The following is a 19,647-nucleotide window of genomic DNA, read 5'->3' as shown; positions in this document are numbered from 1 at the left end:
CAATCCTGACTCACTGGATAAATACAAGAATGCGGCCGTGCCGTGATAGTGCCGCCAGAACGATAAAGATAATCAAGCGAGGAGAGACCTCCATGGCGATGAATGTGAACCCCCGCGGTGCCCTGTTTAAAGTGAGCGCAATGGCTTCGGCAATTGCAGCGGCGTTTCCGGCAATAGCGCAGGAAAGCGACGGCCGGCAACTGGAAGAGGTGGTGGTGACTGCCCAGCGCCGTGCGGAAAGCATGCAGGAGATCCCGGTAGCGGTGACTGCCGCGACCTCCGAGGATCTCGCCATGGCGCAGGTCGACAGTATCTCGAATATCCAGCAGATTTCCTCGAGTATCAAATTTGATGTCACCAACAGCGCGGCCAACAGTGCCAACATCATGATTCGCGGCATCGGTACTGTCGGTAACAGCCGCGCGTTCGAAGGTGCGGTGGGGGTGTTTGTCGACGGTGTCTACCGTACGCGCGCCGGTCAGGCGATGCAGAACTGGCTGGATATTGGTGGCCTGGAAATTCTGCGGGGGCCGCAGGGTACGCTGTTCGGCAAGAATACCTCTGCCGGTGCCCTGATCCTGAACAGCGTGGCTCCTTCCACTGACGCCGCCGGCTTCGACTACGAAGTAAGCGCGGGCAGTTACGGCAAGCAGATGGTACGCGGTGCGGCCAATATGCCGGTCACCGATGACCTGGCGGTGCGTATCGCCGGCTTGTGGGGGCAGCAGGACGGCTTTATCGAAGATCCCAACGGAGGCAACTACAACGAGCGCTCTCCGCGCGCCCTGAAAGCGCAGTTGCTGTACGAGCCGTCCGACACGTTTTCTGCGCAGGTAATCGCGGACTGGTCCGATGAAGAAAATAATTGCTGTTATGGCCAGGTCGATGTGATCGATGGCCCGATGCAACCGTTTATCGACGGGGTGCTGATACCGGCCCGCGGCCTGCAAGCACCTTCCAGTGATTTCCAGGACTATGAACAGGTATTGAGCGGGGCCACAGACCAGAACATCAAGGACAAGGGCGTGGTGCTGAAGATGGAGTGGGCGCTGGCCAATGGCTCCAGTCTGAATTCGGTGACCAGCTATCGCGACTGGAGTATTTCCCAGTGGAACATGGATGCGGACTTCTCCGGGGGCAACATCCTGATCATCAACGAATCGCTCAACACCGAGATGATCTCGCAGGAGTTTACCTTAAACGGCGTGGTGGACGCTTTTGGCCCCTTCAGCGGTGCGGATTACGTAGCGGGTATCTATCTCGCACAGGAAGATATTGGCGCGCACCATGAACTGGAGTGGGGGGATCAGGCCCAGGCGTATTTCGATGTCTATCTCGGTGCTTTGGGATTGCCGCCGGGCTTTGCCGATGCCAGTGAGGGCAAGTGGAGTGACGTGGATATGCCAGCAGATAGCATGACCTACGCCGTGTTTACCCACTGGAACCTGGATGTGACAGACCGATTCGGATTGACCATCGGCGCCCGCTACTCGGTGGATGAAAAAGAGGGTGAGATGGTGCGCAATTACTTTGCACCGGCACCCAATGCGGTATTCCGCATACTCGGTGTACAGCCCGGACCCGAATATACCGACACATTCGACGACAGTGCGGTGAGCGGCACCCTGGCAGCGCGATACCAGGTTAGCGACGATGTCATGGCCTACGCGTCCTATAGCCGGGGCTATAAATCCGGAGGTGTCAATATCGATAACACCGCAGCCGGAACCCTAGCCAACAATCCGGAAGAAGTGCCGGGCGCGGTACCTCTGGATCCAACTTACAAGTCCGAATTCGTGGACGGCTATGAGTTGGGGCTTAAGAGTGAGTACCTTGGCGGTCGCGCCCGCTCCAATCTGGCACTGTTCTATAACGACATCAGCGACCTGCAGATTGCCCAGTTCATCGGTACCCAGTTCACTATCGACAATGCGCCGGAAGCGACCGCGTACGGGGTTGAGCTGGAAAACCAGTTTTTGCTGAGCGATGCCTTCACACTGAATTTTGATGTCACCCATATAGCTGAGGCCAGCTTCGGCGATGACGCCGTGCTCGGCACCCTGGCGGACCGTCGTTTTGCCCATGCCCCGGAATGGGCAGGTAACCTGGCTCTCAGTGTCGATCAACCGATTAGCGACAGCCTGAACCTGTTCGGTCGTGCCGGCCTTAACTATTCCACTGATCTGTATACCAATACCTCCAATGACTTTAAGCGCGGCTCCAAGGGTGAAATAAGCGCCAGCCTGGGGGTGCGATCTGATGCCGGTGGTTGGACTCTGGCCGCCTGGTGCCAGAACTGTAGCGACGAGCGTTACGTTACCCAGCATTTCAATGGACCGCTGCAGGGTGCCGATGCCAACGGTTATGTCTCTGCGCCAAGGACCTATGGAGTAACGCTGCGGGGCAGCTTCTGAGTACAACCGCAGCGCGCCCCGGATGTAACAATCCGGGGTGCACAGCGGTTGTCTATCAGCAGTTAACGTGTGCAGCAGGTGGAAATAACATGAATCAGATCGCAGTCAGAACATCCGATTCCAAGGGTGTACAGCACGAACGGGCGCGCTACTTTCCTGCAACGGCGGAAGCCGCACTTCGCGATGGTGATGCTGTCCACGCACTGGCAACACCGCAAAACATAACAGAAGAATGGCTGACCAGAATCTTGAGGCTGAGCTATCCGGATGTTGCCGCCGTTGCCAGCTTTAGCTGTGAGCCGGTGTGTGCCAATGACTTCGATGTACTGGTGCGGCTGTCCCTGCAATATCACGATGCTGACGCCGGGGGGCCAGTCAGTTTGCTCGGAAAATTTACCCGGCCGCTACCCTCTCCGCGCTGGAGAGACTTTGTATTCCAGGGCTTTATTCGCGAGGCGACGACGTACCAGGAACTGAACCAGCACTATGCCTGCAGGGTGCCGGCGCTGCGGTTTGCCGTCGCTGATGAGTTTGGCTGCAACCTGCTGCTGGAAGACAGGGGATTTGCCGTACTCGATACGGATGAAAGCCCGGATTGCCACTTGGCTGAGCATGAAGCGGTACTGCAGGAACTGGCACAGTTACACGGATGCTTTGTACGCACATCGCCGGCGTCAGCGCCTGATTGGCAGCTGCGCCAGCGAGACAATGCGCGTTTTATCGCGCATTACTATCGCCAGGGTGTGGAGGCTTTGCGAAAAGTTTATCCGGGTTGGCTTGCCACCGGGTATTTTTGCCTGCTGGAGAAGTTTGCCGATTATGTGGCCGATTGGCACCGCTTTGAACGGCATATCCTGACGCTCACTCATGGGGATGCCCGGATTGAGAATGTGCTCTTTGAGCGTGGGGCAACGAACTGTCGCGCGAGCCTCACCAGCTGGAAGCTCGCAGGGCTGCGGAATCCGATGTATGACGTTGCCAGCCTGTTGTCGAATGACCTTTCTTATGTGGCTCGCAATAACAGCGAGGCGAAGCTGATTCAGCGCTACTGCCGGATATTCGAGCAGAGTGGTACTCAGTATCCGTTGCGTGAAGCCTACCAGGATTATCGCTTCAACCTATTTGGCCCGCTCATTTTCAATATTTGCGCTGCCAGTTTTCTACAGGATTCCCTGGCAGAAAATGGTGACCTGATGAAACGCATCCGCCGGAACTGTATGGCGATCATTGACTGGGATTCGATGGCGCTCATGGAAAAGCGAAAAAACGTGATCACTTGAGCCCGTCATAAACAACCGATTTTCAGTACCGAATTTGAATTCGTAAACGTAGTGGGAGGGGACATGATCCCGAGAACAGTATTTCAGCCAGAGCACGAAGAGTTTCGCAGAATGGTCAAACGCTTTCTGGAGCAGGAAGTTATGCCGCACCATGAGCGTTACGAAGAGCAGCAACATATTGATCGCGAGCTGTGGTATCGAGCCGGCGAACTGGGCCTGCTGTGTATGACAATCCCTGAAGAATACGGTGGCATGGGCGGGGATCGCGTGTATAGCACCGTCCTGATGGAGGAGCAGAGTTACGCGGGTGCTACCGGGCCGGGCTTTGCGGTGCATTCAGATATTGTGGCCAATTATATTTTCAATTTTGGCACTGAAGAGCAGAAACAGCAGTGGTTGCCCCGGATGGCCTCAGGAGAAGCGGTGGGGGCTGTCGCGATGAGTGAACCGGGTACGGGTTCTGATCTACAGGCGATTACCTCGCGGGCAGAAAAAGATGGTGACGACTACATCATCAATGGCTCGAAAATTTTTATTACCAATGGGTACCTCGCCGATATCATCGTGGTCGTTGCCAAAACCGGTAGCAGCGGTGATGGTGCAAGAGATACCTCGCTGATTCTGGTGGAGGCAAACCGGGAGGGCGTTTCCAAAGCGCAGCCCCTGAAAAAAATTGGCATGAAAGCACAGGATACCTGCGAACTCTATTTTGAAAATGTTCGCGTGCCTCAATCCAATCTGCTTGGTGGCCAGGAAGGGCAGGGATTTGTTCAGCTGATGCGGGAACTTTCCTGGGAACGGTTGATTATCGCAATCCTTTCTGTGAGCGGTGCGCGTGCCGCACTCAACCACACCCTCGAATACACCCGCGACCGCAAGGTGTTTGGTCAGCCGGTCGCAAGTTTTCAGAATTCCCGCTTCAAACTGGCGGAAATGAAAGCCGAAATAGAGATCGGTCAGGTGTTTGTGGATCGCTGCCTCGAGGAGGTTTTGAGCGGAAAGCTTTCAGCGGAAGCGGCTGCGGCTGCAAAGCTCTGGACGTCCGAGCTGTTGTGCCGTGTTGTCGATGAAGGGCTCCAACTGCATGGCGGTTACGGTTATATGCTTGAGTACCCAATTGCCAAAGCCTATATCGATTCGCGGGCGGGGCGCATTTATGGCGGAACCAACGAAATCATGAAAGAGCTGATCGCGCGAACACTCTGATCTGTTCGTGACTGGGTGGCGGGAACTGGTACTGAAACAACGCTTTATGCGTCACTGTCAAAGGTACGATTGACAGTTCATCGCCGCCGAATTAATTTCGAGGTCAGAATAATCAAAAAACCTGAAAAAGGTGAGCGCTGATGAGTCAAATCACGGAATTTTCCGAGCCGTTGGAGTATGTGCTGCGTTGGGAGAAAGAGAAGCCCGATGCCGTCTATCTTACGCAACCCCACGCCGATGGTTCTATCGCGGAATATACTTGGGGCGAGGTCTGCGATCAGGCAAGGCGGGTCGCGGCTTATCTGCAGTCATTGGGACTCCCGGAAGGCAGTAACATCGCGCTGACGGGTAAAAACAGTGCGCACTGGATCATCACGGATCTGGCGATCTGGATGTCAGGGCACGTCACTGTACCACTCTATCCGACACTGGGGGCGGACGCCTGCCAGTATGTGCTTGAACACAGTGAGGCCAAGCTGTTGTTTGTTGGACGCTTCGATGGCGTTACGGATAGCTGGCAGGAATTGGAACAGGTCCTGCCAGCGGACTTGCCCCTTGTGTTGCTGCCGATGGCGCCCGAAGTGCAGTCTTCGATGGCGAAATCCTGGTCGGAGATTCTCGATACTTACCAGCCGCTCCAGGACCCGGTGCTGAGGGGGCGCGAGGCGTTAGCCACCATCATTTATACCTCTGGTACCACCGGACGCCCGAAAGGCGTGATGCACAATTTTGCTGGGCTGACTGCGCCGGCCGGTTGTTCGGTAAATTTGTGGCAGCCTTCCGACGATGACCGGATGCTTTCTTATCTCCCGCTCGCTCATGTGGCGGAGCGGGTGGCTGTTGAAATTCCTTCGCTTTTGTTCGGGTTCCAGATTTTTTTCAACGACTCCCTCGAGACCTTCGCCGCCGACCTCAAGCGCGCGCGGCCCACGCGGTTTTTCTCCGTACCGCGTCTCTGGACCAAGTTCTATCAGGCGGTGAATGCCAAAATCCCACCGGCAAAACAGCAAATTCTGTTTGCCATTCCGTTCCTTTCGCGCACTGTCAAACGCAAGATTCTCACCGAGCTTGGTTTGGACAGTGTCAAAGTGGGCCTCACTGGCGCAGCGCCCCTATCCTCAGAAATTATCAGCTGGTATCGCAAGCTTGGTCTTGAACTGCTGGAAGTTTTCGGCATGACCGAAAACTGCGCAGCATCGCATGCCGCACGTTCCGGAGAGGTTCGTCCGGGCTATGTAGGTACTCCGCTTGACGGGGTGCAGTGCCGCATCGATGAGACCGGCGAGGTATTGGTCAAGAGCCCCGGGCAAATGATGGGTTACTACAAAATGCCCGAGGAAACCCAGGCAAATATGACCAAGGACGGCTTTTTCCACACCGGTGACCTGGGCGAACTGGACGAGAAAGGTCGCCTTAAAATTACCGGGCGCACCAAGGACCTGTTCAAAACGAGCAAGGGTAAATATGTCGCGCCGGTACCGATAGAAAACCTGCTCAGTGCACACCCGGGTATCGAGGTTATCTGCGCAACCGGGCCGGGACAACCGCAGCCCTTTGCCCTGGCAGTACTTTCCCCGGGCATGCTGAATCCCGCCAGTACGGATGATCGCACGCGTTTTGAGAGGGAGTTCATCGAACATCTGGACGAAATCAATCAGCAGCTGGAAGATCACGAGCGACTGAACTACGTGGTGATTGTCAAAGAGCCCTGGACCATCGAAAGCGGGCTTCTTACGCCGACGATGAAGCTGAAGCGTAATGTGATTGAGGATCGCTACCTCCGGTTTGCCGACCAGTGGCGAGAGCAGAAACAAAAAGTTATCTGGGAAGGTTAAGCGAAGGCGAAGGGAGGGCGAGAGCAGGTCCAAGGCATGAAAATTCAGGCAGCAGTTGCGCGAGCCGGGGCGATCGTCGATATCGAAACCTGCGAGCTGTTACCGCCGGGCATCGGCGAGGTGCAGGTAAAGCTGGAAGCCTGTGGTATCTGCCATACGGACCTACTGGCCATGGGAGGCCAACTGGGAACGCCTCTGCCTGCTGTTCTCGGGCATGAAGGTGTTGGGGTAATCGAGGCGCTGGGTCCTGGCGTCGAAGAATTCTCGGTTGGCGACCGTGTGTTGATGAGTTTCGGCGCCTGTGGTCACTGTGGGGCCTGCAATTCGGCCATGCCCGCATACTGCGATGCGGCGCTTGGATTGAATTTTGTCGGCCGTCGCCTGGACGGCAGCGCTCCCATGTTGCAGGGCAGGCAGCCCCTGACCAGTCACTTTTTTGCCCAGTCTTCCTTTGCCACGCACACAGTTGCCAGTACTAGAAATCTCGTAAAACTCGATTCCGATTTGCCATCTGCGCTGATAGCGCCACTCGCCTGCGGCGTACAGACCGGGATGTCGGCGGTACTCAATGTGCTCGATCCTGCGGTCTCCAACCGTGTGGCGGTTTTTGGCTGCGGTACGGTTGGGCTTGCCGCAATCATGGCGGCCTCTATTGCTGGCTGTAGCGAGATTGTCGCGGTGGATATCAAACCCAAGCGTACCGAATTGGCGCTGCGTCTCGGTGCCACTGCGCAGGTTGTCAGTCGTGGGGATAGCCTGGCCGACGCATTGAAAACGATTGGACCATTTGACGGAGCGGTAGATTGCACCGGCTCCATCCCGGTAATTGAAACAGCGTTCAGGGCGCTGGGTCGGCGCGGGCAATTGGTCTGTGCAGGCGTTAGCCCGCCCGGACGTAACCTGAGTATCAGCCCGCGGGAGCTGGTGTTTTCCGGGCGCACGCTTCGCGGCACCGTCGAGGGCGATGCCGATCCGCGTGAGTTTGTGCCGCAGATGATCAATTACTTTCGGGCCGGGCGACTGCCGCTGGACCAGCTTGTGACAACGTATAAATTTTGCGAGATCAACCAGGCCCTGGCTGATCTTTCGTCAGGAGCCGTTATCAAACCTGTATTGGTCATGTAAGCGATTAGGGGATAGATATCGATGGAAATGGAATTGACCCGTACCAGCCAAAATGTTCTTTTTGACGAATTTATTGCCCTGAAAGAGGGGGCGGAGGCGCCCTCCGAGTCGCAGCTATTTGCGTTCTTTGATCGTTTGCCGGCAATGCCCGCGATCAGCATGCTCGGGGATTGGCAGGGGGGCGTATTGAGCCGGAATCATCCGGTCGAGAAACAGCTGGCAGTTATGCGTTGGGACGGCAAGCGCTTCAATGGTGCGGATGATGTAAACCCCATCATAAGCCTTGATGACGCCGGTAAACGCGTAGTTAATGACGTATTGGGTACAGCGAGCCTGCGCGAGGTGGTGTGTCGTGGTGTGGCCACGGCAACCATGATTTACGACAAAAGTCCGGTCTTCGATCACTTCCGTAAGGTGCATCCGAACCTGGTCGTAGGTTTGATGGATCAGAAGGGAAATAACCGTCCACTATTCTTCTATCTACGGCGTATTCAGTAATTCCGAAAGCAAGATTTGGTGGTGCCCGCCGGGGTATCACCGTCTTTATATAAAAAAATGAACAGAAAACCTGACTGTTCAGTTCGCCTTTTAGGCAGAAACCAAGAAATCATCCATTCAGACGAAGCGAACCAGCATCGAACGCACTATTGTCATCCGTGATGGTGAGATGCTGCAATTAATGCATCCAAAAGCATAAGCATAAGAACTTTTGGAGAATATCGATGATTCGTCGACTAACGAAGGGCGCTGGCTTGCCTGCAGTTTTGTTCGCGGTTTCCGCGCTGGCATCGGTCAGTGCAGCCGCAAACGAAGAATTGCCACTTCTAGATCAACAGGTGATCCGCTCTCCCCTGGCCGCCGGCTGTGAGGGGCAACCCGATGAAACCCCGCTTCCCTTGGATCCACGTACGCTGGTAGTGGATGGGATAAATAATCCTGTTTCGGCAGTACAGTTCAATGCGTTCTGGCTTGATTTGCACGACCCGCCTGCGCCGTTTATCCAGGATCCAGAGAAATTGCCTCCCAATCCGACTACCTGTGGCGAGTTTCGCGCGAGTGTTGCACGGGGCAAGAACAATCTGGAAACCCGGGATTACTTTCAGTTTTTCAGTACGTCAGATGCCTACTATTACCTGTACAAGACGTGGGGCTATCTGCTGCGTCCGTCGGATTTCGATGACCAGGTCCGGAAGCGCTACGGCCTGACTGAGGCGCCGTTCCGCAATCCGTATCCAAAGCCCTGGGAAAATCCCAAGTGGACGAATGGTGGTAGTGGTCAGTTGCCGCTGGGGCTGGTGCAGGTGAAGGACGAGAACGGCCAGTATACTGGCATGATTGCCTCATCTTGTTCCGGTTGTCACGATTCCAAAATTGGCGGTGCCGGTGAGTCCTATTTTCACTGGGGGCGGGCCAATGGTGCTATTGATGCGGGCCTTATCCAGTCCGACCTTTTCCGGGCGAACGTATTTACGCAGCCTCTGCAGCTCGCTCCGATTCCCTGGAGTGTGAACCGAGGAAATACAGACGCGATCGGTATTATCGATTATCTGCCGGCACTGTTCGATATGGACACCCTGATGCTGGCGCCGAGCCTGCTCGAGTACTTCCCGACGCATGCTGGAGGCCAGACCAAGGCACCGCATTGGTATCACCGGGCGTTTAAAACCCGTCAGTTCTGGGATGGCGCGTTGACCTCAGACAATGTGCGCTCCGAAATGGCGTTTGGTGTGGCAAACCTGACCAGGGATGCTGAAGAGCGCCGCGAGCTGACACCGGAATTTGAGGATATTGATAACTTCCTGATTTCCATGTCGCCGCCCGTATACCCGGGTGATATTGATACGACGCTGGCGGAGCAGGGCGCCATCCTGTTCCATGAGCGGGACTTGTGGGCGGACGGCGCCAATGCGGAGATCCCGAAAGCAGACGGCAATGGTTCCTGTGCAAGCTGTCACGGTGTCTATTCCCCGCGTCATGCAGCCGATATCAATTACCTGCCGGACCCGCGCCTGAAAGGGGTTGCCGGCGTCATCACGCCGCTGGAGACCATCGGTACCGACCCTGAGCGCGCACTGTTGATGGCGGATGAGAAAAAACGTCGCGCCTGGAACACCTCATTCTTTGCTTATAACGACCTGAGTCCTGACCACACCGGTTTCGTTGATAGCCTGGTTGTCAGTGAACTGAATCGTGTGCCGCGCTCACAATATGATCGCGGTGAAGGGCCGGTATTCTCACTGCTTGGGCCAAATGAGTGGATCGAGCCATTTGGTTACATTGCGCCACCGCTGTATGGGGTCTGGGGCAATGCACCTTTCTTTCATAACAGCAGTGTGCCGGACCTGTGGGGCGTGCTGAAACCGTCGGTACGGCCGAAAATCTGGAAGCGCCAGCAGACCAGTGCCGGTATCTATGGCAAGAACCGCGGTCTGGATATGAGCTTCGCCGCCTTCGACTGGGACAAGTTGGGCTGGAAATATGAAGCGCTGGAGTGCAGCAACAATTTCCTGACCTCGCCGTTCCTGCCCTGTACCAATGATATGGCAACGGCCGACATCCTGTTCGCCAATGTGGCCAACAAGGTGGCGGAATTCAATTCGCTGGCTTATCAGTCGCCGCCGCCCATCACCGACAAGCAGATCAAGTCGCGCATGATCTTCAACAGTTACCTCTACAGTATGGGTAACCAGGGACACGAGTTCACCCAGTCTCTGACCGATGAAGAGCGCTATGCAATTATGGAATACCTCAAAACCTTGTAACCATTCTGTGGACTTGCCGCCCTTCGGGGCGGCTTTTTTTATTCAGTAAAACTTGCGGCGATAGGCGTAAGGGGTGAATCCGGTCCACTTGCGGAATGCGCGTATGAATGTGCTGGATTCCGCAAAACCAGACAGGTGAGCCACCTGCTCGACGGAAATATCGGGGTTCGCCAGATGCTGCATCGCCACATCGCGACGCAATTGTTCCTTGAGTTCACCGTAGCCGATCCCTTCTTCATGCAGGTGCTGGCGCAGTTGTTTCGAGTGCACGCCGAGATTTGCTGCGACTTCTTCCAGTGTCGGTATTTCCACCATGTGCTGCCGTAAGAGTGCGCGCGTTTTGCCGATCCAGCTTTGCAGGTTGTGGTCGCCCTGGAGCAGGTTGTGCAGTGGGTTGCGCAGGAAGACCTCCAGGGTTTCCTGGGTTTGCCGGATCGGTTTCTGCAGCAGGTCCCGGCGCATGCGTATCTCGCAGTGGGATTCAGAAAAGGCGACTGGAGCACCGAGAAAAATGGCACGGTATTCGCGCTGGTGTTCCGGGGCAGGGTAGTCGAGGGTAACTTGCGAGATTCGCAGGTTACTGCGTGTCAGCCAGCAGGCGAATCGGTGCAGGCCAAACATGATCATTTCATAGGCGTAGGGTTTTGGCGCTGGCTGCTCCCCCCAGAGGGAAAACCGCAGTGTTGCGGTCTCCCTGTCCAGTAATAATTGTGGGCGCAGGCCGCGCTCGAGCATGCCGTAAAAATGGCAGTAGCGCTTCAATGCCTGTCCGAGATTCTGGGTGTGCAGCATCCAGTGTGACAGTGCAGCGCCGGTACCTAGCTTCATCGGTTGGGGTAAATACCCGAGCATTTCATCACCCAGCTCGCGGATGGCCTGGGTCTGGAGGTCGGCATACTGGCGGGCGCTTACCCGTGCGCTGTTGTCTTGAATAATCCGTGGTGGAATATTGCAACGCAGTAGCAGTTTTTCCGGATTCGCACCCTGTGCGCTGGCGTACCGTAAAACCGCGCGCAGGAAGGCCACGGGGATTGAGATGTCGTGCATGGCGAAGACTCGGGAAGAATTGCGCACATTTTTTGTGGGTGGGAACAAAATGTCAATTTTTGTCCCCGTATGTGCTTGTTGGCCCCGGTTATGGCACACCATAATGCATAAAAGGTCCATATTTGCTGCCAGATGTCACGGCGCTCACTGTTCAAGACCTCCGCACAATCGGATAACTACAGGAAATAGCGATGACTCACACTGCCTATATCTATGACGCCCTGCGAACCCCGCGCGGCAAGGGCAAAAAGGATGGATCCCTGCACGAGGTCAAGCCCGTCGCACTCGGTGCCGGGTTGCTGCGTGCGCTACAGCAACGGCACGACCTGGATACCAGCCGCGTGGACGATGTCGTGATGGGCTGTGTCTCGCCGGTAGGTGAGCAGGGCGGTGATATCGCCAAGACCATCGTGCAGTTTGCCGATTGGGATGAGAGTGTTGCCGGTGTGCAGCTGGATCGCTTTTGCGCATCTGGCCTCGAGGCGGTCAATATCGCCGCGATGAAAATCGCATCCGGTTGGGAAGATCTTGTTGTGGCTGGTGGTGTGGAGTCCATGTCACGGGTGCCGATGGGCGTTGCTGGCGGTGCCTGGATCAATGATCCGGAAGTGAACGTGCACGACGGCGCGGTGCCTCAGGGTATCGGTGCCGATACTATCGCCACCATTGAAGGTTGGGATCGCGAAAGCGTAGACGCTTACGCGCTCGCTTCACAACAGCGCGCCGCTGCGGCGCAGTCACAGGGGTATTTCGACCGCTCGGTGGTTCCTGTCACCGATATCAACGGCATGACCATTCTGCAAAAAGACGAGTTCATCAAGCCGAACACCACCATGGAAGTTCTCGGCAATCTGAAACCGTCGTTTGCCGGGATGGGTGGTATCGGATTTGATGACCTGATGCTGCGCAAATACCCACATCTGCCTGCCGTCAATCATGTACACACGCCGGGGAATTCTTCCGGCATCGTAGACGGTGCCTCGGCCGTATTGATCGGCAGCGAGCAGGCGGGCAAGGATCTCGGCCTGACTCCCCGCGGCCGTATCGTCGCGACTGCGGTGCTCGCCACCGATCCCACGATTATGCTGGTAGGGCCCGGCCCGGCGGCGAAAAAAGCACTCGCCAAAGCCGGCATGACCACCAGTGACATCGACCTGTTCGAAATCAACGAGGCGTTTGCGGCTGTGGCGCTGCGCTTTATGAAAGACCTCGATATCTCCCACGAAATTACCAATGTGAACGGTGGCGCGATCGCCATGGGGCACCCGCTTGGCGCTACCGGTGCGATGCTGGTGGGCACCATGCTGGACGAGCTGGAGCGGCGCAATCTCAAGCGTGGCCTGGTTGCCCTGTGTGTGGGCGGTGGGCAGGGCATTGCCACCATTATTGAGCGCGTGTGACCGGTTACGGACGATCAACAAAAAATTCAGAGCGGGTGAGAGCAATGGCTGAGAAATTCCACGGATTTATTTACGAAAAAGATAGCGACGGCATAGTGACGGTCACCATGGATATGGATGGTCCGGTCAATGCCATGAACGAAGAATACCGCGCGGCGATGGCGGAAACCCTCAATCGGCTTGAGGGTGAGAGTGGACTGGCCGGGGTGGTGATCGCCTCGGCGAAAAGCACGTTTTTTGCCGGCGGCGACCTCAAGGCGATGCTGGCGGTACCGAAGGGCGAAGAGCCGGAACAGTTCGACATGATTGAGCTGGGGGTAAAGCAACCCCTGCGCCGGCTGGAAAAACTGCCGGTGCCGGTGGTGGCGGCGATCAACGGCGCAGCCCTCGGTGGTGGCCTGGAAATCTGTCTGGCCTGTAATCACCGTATTGCCTGGAACTCGCCCAAGGTTTCCATCGGCCTGCCGGAAGTGACGCTTGGCCTGTTACCCGGCGGTGGTGGTGTGGTGCGTTCCATTCATATGCTGGGACTTGAAAAAGCGCTGCCCATTTTACTCGAAGGCAAGCATATGAAAGCGCCGGAGGCGCAGGCTGCCGGACTGATCGATGATGTGGTCGAGGTTACCCAGGACCTGGTCACCGCCGCGAAACAGTGGATACAGGCCAACGCGGATGCGGGGATGCAGCCATGGGACAAGAAAGGACACCGTGTCCCCGGTGGCGACATCTGGAACCCCAAGGTCACTGGGATTCTTTCTGCGGCACCCGCCATGTTGTACCAGAAAACCCGAGGTTTGCTGCCAGCACCGGAAAAAATTCTTGATGTCGCCGCACAGGCGATAACCGTGGATTTTGACACCGCACTGCGTTACGAATCCCGTGCCCTGGCATACCTGATCACGACACCACAGGCGAAAAACCTGATTTCCACCGGTTTTTTCCAGATGAACAGTGTTAAAAGCGGCGCAAGTCGGCCAAAAGATATAGCCAAGTCTACGGTGAAAAAGGTCGGTATCCTCGGTGCGGGAATGATGGGGCAGGGCATTGCCTACTCCAGTGCACGGGCCGGGATTGAAGTTGTACTGAAAGATATCAGCGTTGAAGCTGCGGAAAAAGGTAAAGCTTATTCAGCCAAGCTTCTGGACAAGCAGATTGCGCGGGGCAGGGCCTCCGAAGCCGATAAAGAGCAGTTGCTGGGCTTGATCAAAGCGACGGACCAGTACGCGGACCTGCAGGGTTGTGACCTGATCGTAGAGGCCGTATTCGAGAATATTGAACTCAAAGCGAAAGTAACCCAGGAGGCGGAGCCGTACCTCGCAGAGGGCGGTGTGTTCGGCTCAAACACTTCTACCCTGCCGATTTCGCAGCTGGCAGAGGTGAGCCAGAAGCCGCAAAACTTCATCGGGATTCATTTCTTTTCACCGGTAGACAAAATGCCGCTGATCGAGATCATCTGCGGTGCGCAGACCAGCGATGAAACCCTGGCGAAAGCCTTTGACTACGCGCAACAGATTCGCAAGACACCGATCGTGGTCAACGATTCCCTGGGGTTCTTTACCTCACGTGTATTCAGTACCTATCTCGACGAAGGTGCACGTTTGCTGGTTGAGGGACTGGACCCGGTGGTAATCGATGCAATGGGCAAGCAGGTGGGTATGCCTGTCGGTCCGTTGACGATTCAGGATGAAGTGAGCCAGGAATTGACCCGCAAAGCGGCGGAAACCCACCGCGAAATGGGCGTGCTCGGCAGCAAAGGTGACAACAGTTGCAATATCGAGGTCTGCGAGCGCCTGATCAATGAGTTCGGGCGCGGTGGTCGTTACCATGGTGGCGGCTACTATGAATACGCCGAGGACGGCAGTAAAAAAGTCTGGCCGAAACTCTACGAGCTGTATTTCAGTGCTGATGCGGAAATAGACCACGACGATATCAGGGACCGCCTGTTGTTCCGCCAGGTCATCGAGAGCCTCAAATGCCTTCAGGAGGGGGTGCTGCGCAGCGTGGCCGATGGCAACGTCGGATCTCTGCTGGGTATCGGTGCGCCTCCATGGACCGGCGGCTTTATCCAGTTTGTGAACAGCTACGGACTGGATAAGTTCATCGAGCGTGCTAGTGAACTGGCGAGCCGTTACGGTGACCGTTTCCTGCCGCCATCGATCGTTGCAGAAACACTTGCGGAAGGAAACACTTTCCGCTGATTGCGATTCAGCCTCCGGATTGGGGCAGATCGCCTGAGCGGTCTGTCCCTTTAAAATGTCTGATCCTCTAACAATAATAATTACCGCCGAGTGATGAGCGTATGTTGAAGAGAAACTTCACCGAAGAACAGGTGATGTTCCGCGATGCCTACCGAAAATTCCTGCACGAGCAGATAGTGCCGTATATGGAGGAGTGGCGGGATGCGGGCATTGTCGACCGGCAGGCATTCCGTCGTGCCGGTGAAATGGGTTTCCTCATGGTGTGGCCAGACGAGGCCTTTGGTGGTCTCGGTGATGACGATTTCCGCTTTGAGCAGATCATCATCGAGGAAAACCAGTATGCCTTGACCGGAGACTGGTATGCGACGTTGCACAGCCGTCTTGTTGGCCCATACCTGAAGCGATTTGGCTCGCCAGAGCAGCAGCAGCGTTTTTTGCCCTCCTGTGTCACTGGCGACACCATCCTGGCCATTGCCATGACCGAACCGGATGCGGGCAGTGACCTTGCTGGCATGCGTGCCACGGCGATCGACCAGGGTGACCATTTCCTGCTGAACGGCAGCAAGACCTTCATCTCCAACGGCATCAACGCCGACCTCATTATCGTCGCCGCCAAAACGGATCCACAAAATAACCCGCGCCAGATTGGTCTGTTTCTGGTGGAACGGGGAATGGAAGGGTTCGAGCGCGGCCGCAATCTGAAGAAAATGGGCAAAAAAGCCCAGGACACTGCCGAGTTATTTTTTACCAATGTGCGGATTCCAAAGGAAAACGTACTCGGTGATCCTGGCAAGGGCTTTTCCTACCTGATGGAAGCCCTTGCGGAAGAGCGTCTTATCGCGGCAACTGAGTTTATCGCGGCGGCCCAGAAAGCCTTTGACCTGACTGTCGACTTCGTACGTGAACGCAAGATGTTCGGCAAGACCCTGGCAGATTTCCAGAATACCCAATTCAAACTTGCGGAACTGCGTGCGGATCTGGATATGCAGCAGGTGTATATCGACCAGTGCGTGGCCGCGGTCAATGCAGGCGCGCTCACGGCCATCGATGCGGCCAAGGCGAAACTGGTCACCAGTGAACTGTTGTGCCGGGTGGTGGATGAGGGTGTTCAGTTACACGGTGGGTCCGGGTATATGGATGAATACCCCATCTCCCGCATGTACACCGACGCGCGGATTACCCGTATCTATGCCGGTACTTCCGAAGTCATGAAGCTGCTGATCAGCCGCGATTGCCTGGGTGATGGTGTGGATCCATTTGTCGACCGGATGTAATCGAACAATCCTGAAACGAGAATAATTTCGAGGAAAATTAGCGATGGATATCAAAGGGAAAACAGCCATTGTCACTGGCGGCGCCTCCGGACTCGGTCGCGCCACGGTCGAGCGATATATTGCCGACGGCGCCAATGTGGCCATTTTCGACCTGGATGAAAAAAATGGCCTCGCTCTTGCCGAGGCGTTGGGTGAACGCGCGATCTTCTGCAAGGTCAATGTGGCCGACGAGGAATCGGTCGCAGGCGCGATTACCCAGGTGATCGAGGCGTTTGGTGCGCTGCATATTCTCAATAACTACGCCGGTATCGGTTCGGCCTGTAAAACCTATGGCAAGAACGGCCCACACCCTTTGGATGTGTATATGAAGGTGGTGATGGTCAATCAGGTGGGGACCTTTAATGTGGCACGCCTCGCTGCGGAGCGTATGGCGGTGAATGAGCCGGTGAACGACGATGGCGTGCGTGGTGTGATTATCAATACCGCCTCCGTTGCGGCCTATGAAGGGCAGGTGGGTCAAGTCGCCTACAGTGCCACCAAGGGCGCAGTGGTCGGCATGACCCTGCCCATGGCGCGGGAGCTGGCGAGTTATGGCATACGGGTGAATACCATTGTCCCGGGCTTGATTCACACGCCGCTGTTTGAAACCGTGGAAGAGTCTTATTACAAATCCCTTGAGGCCTCCACGGTATTTCCGCAACGCCTGGGCAAGACCAGCGAAATTGCGGCGCTATCGGCACATATCGTTGAGAACGATTACATCAACGGCGAGTGTATCCGGATGGATGCGGGTATTCGCATGCAGCCTCGCTGAATTTCACTATTTTGGAGCTCGCGTTTATACAGCGCTGAAACTATGTGGCGGTACCGCTACCGGGTATAGCTTTGTGAGACACGCCGTGAACCCATCCATGGGGGCTCGGCTGCGGCCGTCCTGGCCGCAGACGGTCTCACAAAGCTATACCCGGTATCGGCACCTTCGCGGCAAGTTCAGTTTTGTCAATTGGCATAGGCAGGCGATGTTTCAGTCGAACTAATATTGGAGACGGTTATGGGTGTCTTGAGCGGATACCGCGTCATTGAGCTGGTGGGCATGGGGCCCTGTCCCATGGCGGGAATGCTGTTTGCGGATATGGGTGCGGAGGTTATCTGTATCGACCGCAGCGTAAAGCCGGATCCCATGTACAGCAAAGATATGAGCCGGCGCGGCAAAAAATCGGTGGTGCTCGATCTGAAAAGTGAAAGCGGGCGCGAGGCCTTCATGAAGCTTGTGGCCAGTGCCGATGTAGTGATCGAAGGTTTCAGACCCGGGGTCATGGAAAAACTGGGTATTGGCCCGGACGAATGCCAGCAGGTTAACCCGAAGCTGGTTTACGGCCGTATGACCGGCTGGGGGCAGGATGGCCCGCTGGCCTATAATGCCGGGCACGATATCAACTACATTGCGCTCACCGGCGCGCTGCATGCTATTGGCAGGAAAGGGGAAAGGCCAGTTGTGCCGCTGAACCTGGTTGGCGACTTTGGTGGCGGCACCATGTTCCTGGTGATGGGCGTGTTGGCGGCATTGCTGGAGAGTAAAACGTCCGGTAAAGGTCAGGTTGTGGATACGGCCATGGTCGACGGGGTGGCAAACCTGATGTGGATGTGTCACAGCTTTAGCGCGGCCGGGCTGTGGGACCTTTCACAACGTGAAAATAACCTGCTCGATGGCGCCGCCTATTTTTACGATACCTACGAAACCAAAGACGGCAAGTATATTGCGCTGGGTGCCATAGAACCGCATTTCTTTGCGTTGTTTGCCGAGCGGGCCGGATTGGACCCATCCCGATTCAATACAGCGGCTCAGGCCGACCGCAGCCAGTGGCCTGCGTTGAAGGCCGAACTCGCGGAATGCTTCCGGCAGAAAACCCGTGACGAATGGAGCGTGCTGCTGGAAAACAGCGATGCCTGCGTTTCGCCGGTTCTCTCGGCGGACGAGGCACCGCAGCATCCGCACAATGCCGGCCGGGACAGTTATCTGCCGATTGACGGTTATCTGCAACCAGCACCGGCGCCGCGTTTCAGTCGCACCCCCTCCGCGGTTCTGCATGGACGTCGCCAGCAGGGCGCCGATACCCGTGCCGTGTTGATGGGACTGGGATACTCGGAAGCCGAACTGCAATCCTTACAAGAGCAGGGCGTAGCGGAGACCTCCACGGCAGCGGAGTCTGTTTGATACGTTCGTCGGGCAAAATCAAAATCAAAAATAGTTTATAGCGGTTTTATGAGAGGAGCGTGTGATGGACCTATTCGAAACAGTGCTGTATCAGGTGGAAGACGGCGTAGCAATGATAACGCTGAATCGCCCGCAGGCTCGTAACTCCCTGAATCAGAGGTTGCGTCTCGAATTGCGCCAGGCGGTTGAAAAGGCCAGTGCGGATGACGGCGTGCGTGCGGCGATTATTACCGGGGCAGGGGCCGGTTTCTGTGCCGGTGCCGATCTGACCGAGCGTTTGCCCGGCGCTGCAGAAAACGGCTTTGTTACCCGCATCCTGCACGAGGAATACCATCCGCTGATTTTGGCGATCCGCAATTCTCCGAAGCCATTTATCGGTGCGATTAACGGCGCCGCAGCGGGCGTCGGTGCATCCCTGGCGATGTGCTGTGACTTGTTGCTGATGACTGAGGATGCCTTCCTGTATTCCGCCTTTGGGCAGATCAGCCTGATTCCCGACGGCGGCTTTCACAAAATGCTGCTCGAGCAGTTGGGAAGCAAACGTGCCTATGAAATGGTTGCGCTGTCGCAAAAGCTCGAAAGTAGCCGCTGTGTCGAGCTGGGTCTTGTCAATCGCGTGGTGCCGGCAGACCGCCTGATAGAAGAAACGAAAAATCTAGCCGCGCGCCTGTGCGCGGCAGCGCCACTGACATTGCAATATTCAAAGCAGATTTTCCGTGAAGCACAGTCTTATGATCTCGAATCGGTGATGGCGCTGGAAGCGGAAATCCAGAACCAGATGTTTCGCAGCCGCGATTTTCGAGAAGGCGCTGCGTCTTTTTTCGAAAAGCGCAAGCCGGTGTTTGAAGGCTGCTGATGTCATAGCGCTGGATATAAAAAGAAAGGAGCAGC

14 protein-coding genes are annotated in these 19,647 nt (G+C 56.0%); 13 read left to right on the top strand and 1 reads right to left on the bottom strand.

Features of this window, described 5'->3' with window-relative positions:
• Positions 1 to 92 precede the first annotated feature (92 nt).
• From LC093_RS03925 to LC093_RS03895, 7 genes are all read left to right on the top strand, one after another.
• The gene (locus LC093_RS03925; RefSeq protein ID WP_226662324.1) at positions 93 to 2,414 is read left to right on the top strand and encodes a TonB-dependent receptor; all 2,322 of its coding nucleotides are present in this window, start codon (positions 93 to 95) and stop codon (positions 2,412 to 2,414) included.
• A gap of 89 nt (positions 2,415 to 2,503) precedes the next feature.
• A complete protein-coding gene (locus LC093_RS03920) occupies positions 2,504 to 3,694 on the top strand; it encodes a phosphotransferase family protein (RefSeq protein WP_226662322.1) in 1,191 nt (396 codons plus the stop codon).
• 63 nt (positions 3,695 to 3,757) lie between these two features.
• A complete protein-coding gene (locus LC093_RS03915) occupies positions 3,758 to 4,900 on the top strand; it encodes an acyl-CoA dehydrogenase family protein (protein WP_226662320.1) in 1,143 nt (380 codons plus the stop codon).
• Positions 4,901 to 5,040: 140 nt separating this feature from the next.
• Complete coding sequence (locus LC093_RS03910) at positions 5,041 to 6,735, top strand: AMP-binding protein (RefSeq protein ID WP_226662319.1); 1,695 nt, start codon at positions 5,041 to 5,043, stop codon at positions 6,733 to 6,735.
• 36 nt (positions 6,736 to 6,771) lie between these two features.
• Positions 6,772 to 7,860 (top strand): NAD(P)-dependent alcohol dehydrogenase, encoded by a 1,089-nt coding sequence (locus LC093_RS03905; RefSeq protein ID WP_226662317.1) that lies wholly within the window; start codon positions 6,772 to 6,774, stop codon positions 7,858 to 7,860.
• 21 nt (positions 7,861 to 7,881) lie between these two features.
• Complete coding sequence (locus LC093_RS03900) at positions 7,882 to 8,358, top strand: DUF4334 domain-containing protein (RefSeq protein ID WP_226662315.1); 477 nt, start codon at positions 7,882 to 7,884, stop codon at positions 8,356 to 8,358.
• Between the two features lie 224 nt (positions 8,359 to 8,582).
• Positions 8,583 to 10,622, top strand: a complete 2,040-nt coding sequence (locus tag LC093_RS03895; protein WP_226662313.1) for a hypothetical protein — start codon at positions 8,583 to 8,585, stop codon at positions 10,620 to 10,622.
• Positions 10,623 to 10,664: 42 nt separating this feature from the next.
• Here LC093_RS03895 and LC093_RS03890 read toward each other — a convergent pair whose 3' ends face one another.
• Positions 10,665 to 11,669, bottom strand: a complete 1,005-nt coding sequence (locus tag LC093_RS03890; RefSeq protein ID WP_226662311.1) for an AraC family transcriptional regulator — start codon at positions 11,667 to 11,669, stop codon at positions 10,665 to 10,667.
• Positions 11,670 to 11,860: 191 nt separating this feature from the next.
• On the opposite strand from LC093_RS03890, the gene LC093_RS03885 reads away from it, so the two are divergent.
• The 6 genes from LC093_RS03885 to LC093_RS03860 all read left to right on the top strand — a co-directional run bounded on the left by LC093_RS03885 (position 11,861) and on the right by LC093_RS03860 (position 19,612).
• Entirely contained in the window at positions 11,861 to 13,069 is a 1,209-nt protein-coding gene (locus LC093_RS03885) for an acetyl-CoA C-acetyltransferase (RefSeq protein ID WP_226662309.1), read from the top strand.
• Between the two features lie 44 nt (positions 13,070 to 13,113).
• Positions 13,114 to 15,267 (top strand): 3-hydroxyacyl-CoA dehydrogenase NAD-binding domain-containing protein, encoded by a 2,154-nt coding sequence (locus tag LC093_RS03880; RefSeq protein WP_226662308.1) that lies wholly within the window; start codon positions 13,114 to 13,116, stop codon positions 15,265 to 15,267.
• 101 nt (positions 15,268 to 15,368) lie between these two features.
• Positions 15,369 to 16,541 (top strand): acyl-CoA dehydrogenase family protein, encoded by a 1,173-nt coding sequence (locus tag LC093_RS03875; protein WP_226662306.1) that lies wholly within the window; start codon positions 15,369 to 15,371, stop codon positions 16,539 to 16,541.
• Between the two features lie 43 nt (positions 16,542 to 16,584).
• Complete coding sequence (locus LC093_RS03870) at positions 16,585 to 17,355, top strand: SDR family NAD(P)-dependent oxidoreductase (RefSeq protein ID WP_226662304.1); 771 nt, start codon at positions 16,585 to 16,587, stop codon at positions 17,353 to 17,355.
• Positions 17,356 to 17,592: 237 nt separating this feature from the next.
• Positions 17,593 to 18,756, top strand: a complete 1,164-nt coding sequence (locus LC093_RS03865; RefSeq protein ID WP_226662300.1) for a CaiB/BaiF CoA transferase family protein — start codon at positions 17,593 to 17,595, stop codon at positions 18,754 to 18,756.
• A 64-nt stretch (positions 18,757 to 18,820) separates the two neighbouring features.
• Complete coding sequence (locus LC093_RS03860; protein ID WP_226662297.1) at positions 18,821 to 19,612, top strand: enoyl-CoA hydratase/isomerase family protein; 792 nt, start codon at positions 18,821 to 18,823, stop codon at positions 19,610 to 19,612.
• The last annotated feature ends 35 nt before the right edge of the window (positions 19,613 to 19,647 follow it).

The sequence above is a fragment of the Microbulbifer aggregans genome, from assembly GCF_020524005.1.
Classification (GTDB): Bacteria; Pseudomonadota; Gammaproteobacteria; order Pseudomonadales; family Cellvibrionaceae; genus Microbulbifer; species Microbulbifer aggregans_A.
The sequence above is the reverse complement of the archived record's forward strand: the minus strand, read 5'-3'. Positions and strand labels throughout refer to the sequence as shown.

What these genes read in the sequence shown, in the direction of transcription:
- LC093_RS03870 (WP_226662304.1), top strand. Translation starts at nt 16,585, where the DNA reads ATGGATATCAAAGGGAAAACAGCCATTGTCACTGGCGGCGCCTCCGGA.
- LC093_RS03875 (WP_226662306.1), top strand. Translation starts at nt 15,369, where the DNA reads ATGTTGAAGAGAAACTTCACCGAAGAACAGGTGATGTTCCGCGATGCC.
- LC093_RS03925 (WP_226662324.1), top strand. Translation starts at nt 93, where the DNA reads ATGGCGATGAATGTGAACCCCCGCGGTGCCCTGTTTAAAGTGAGCGCA.
- LC093_RS03895 (WP_226662313.1), top strand. Translation starts at nt 8,583, where the DNA reads ATGATTCGTCGACTAACGAAGGGCGCTGGCTTGCCTGCAGTTTTGTTC.
- LC093_RS03920 (WP_226662322.1), top strand. Translation starts at nt 2,504, where the DNA reads ATGAATCAGATCGCAGTCAGAACATCCGATTCCAAGGGTGTACAGCAC.
- LC093_RS03890 (WP_226662311.1), bottom strand. Translation starts at nt 11,669, where the DNA reads ATGCACGACATCTCAATCCCCGTGGCCTTCCTGCGCGCGGTTTTACGG.
- LC093_RS03860 (WP_226662297.1), top strand. Translation starts at nt 18,821, where the DNA reads ATGGACCTATTCGAAACAGTGCTGTATCAGGTGGAAGACGGCGTAGCA.
- LC093_RS03885 (WP_226662309.1), top strand. Translation starts at nt 11,861, where the DNA reads ATGACTCACACTGCCTATATCTATGACGCCCTGCGAACCCCGCGCGGC.
- LC093_RS03915 (WP_226662320.1), top strand. Translation starts at nt 3,758, where the DNA reads ATGATCCCGAGAACAGTATTTCAGCCAGAGCACGAAGAGTTTCGCAGA.
- LC093_RS03910 (WP_226662319.1), top strand. Translation starts at nt 5,041, where the DNA reads ATGAGTCAAATCACGGAATTTTCCGAGCCGTTGGAGTATGTGCTGCGT.
- LC093_RS03905 (WP_226662317.1), top strand. Translation starts at nt 6,772, where the DNA reads ATGAAAATTCAGGCAGCAGTTGCGCGAGCCGGGGCGATCGTCGATATC.
- LC093_RS03880 (WP_226662308.1), top strand. Translation starts at nt 13,114, where the DNA reads ATGGCTGAGAAATTCCACGGATTTATTTACGAAAAAGATAGCGACGGC.
- LC093_RS03900 (WP_226662315.1), top strand. Translation starts at nt 7,882, where the DNA reads ATGGAAATGGAATTGACCCGTACCAGCCAAAATGTTCTTTTTGACGAA.
- LC093_RS03865 (WP_226662300.1), top strand. Translation starts at nt 17,593, where the DNA reads ATGGGTGTCTTGAGCGGATACCGCGTCATTGAGCTGGTGGGCATGGGG.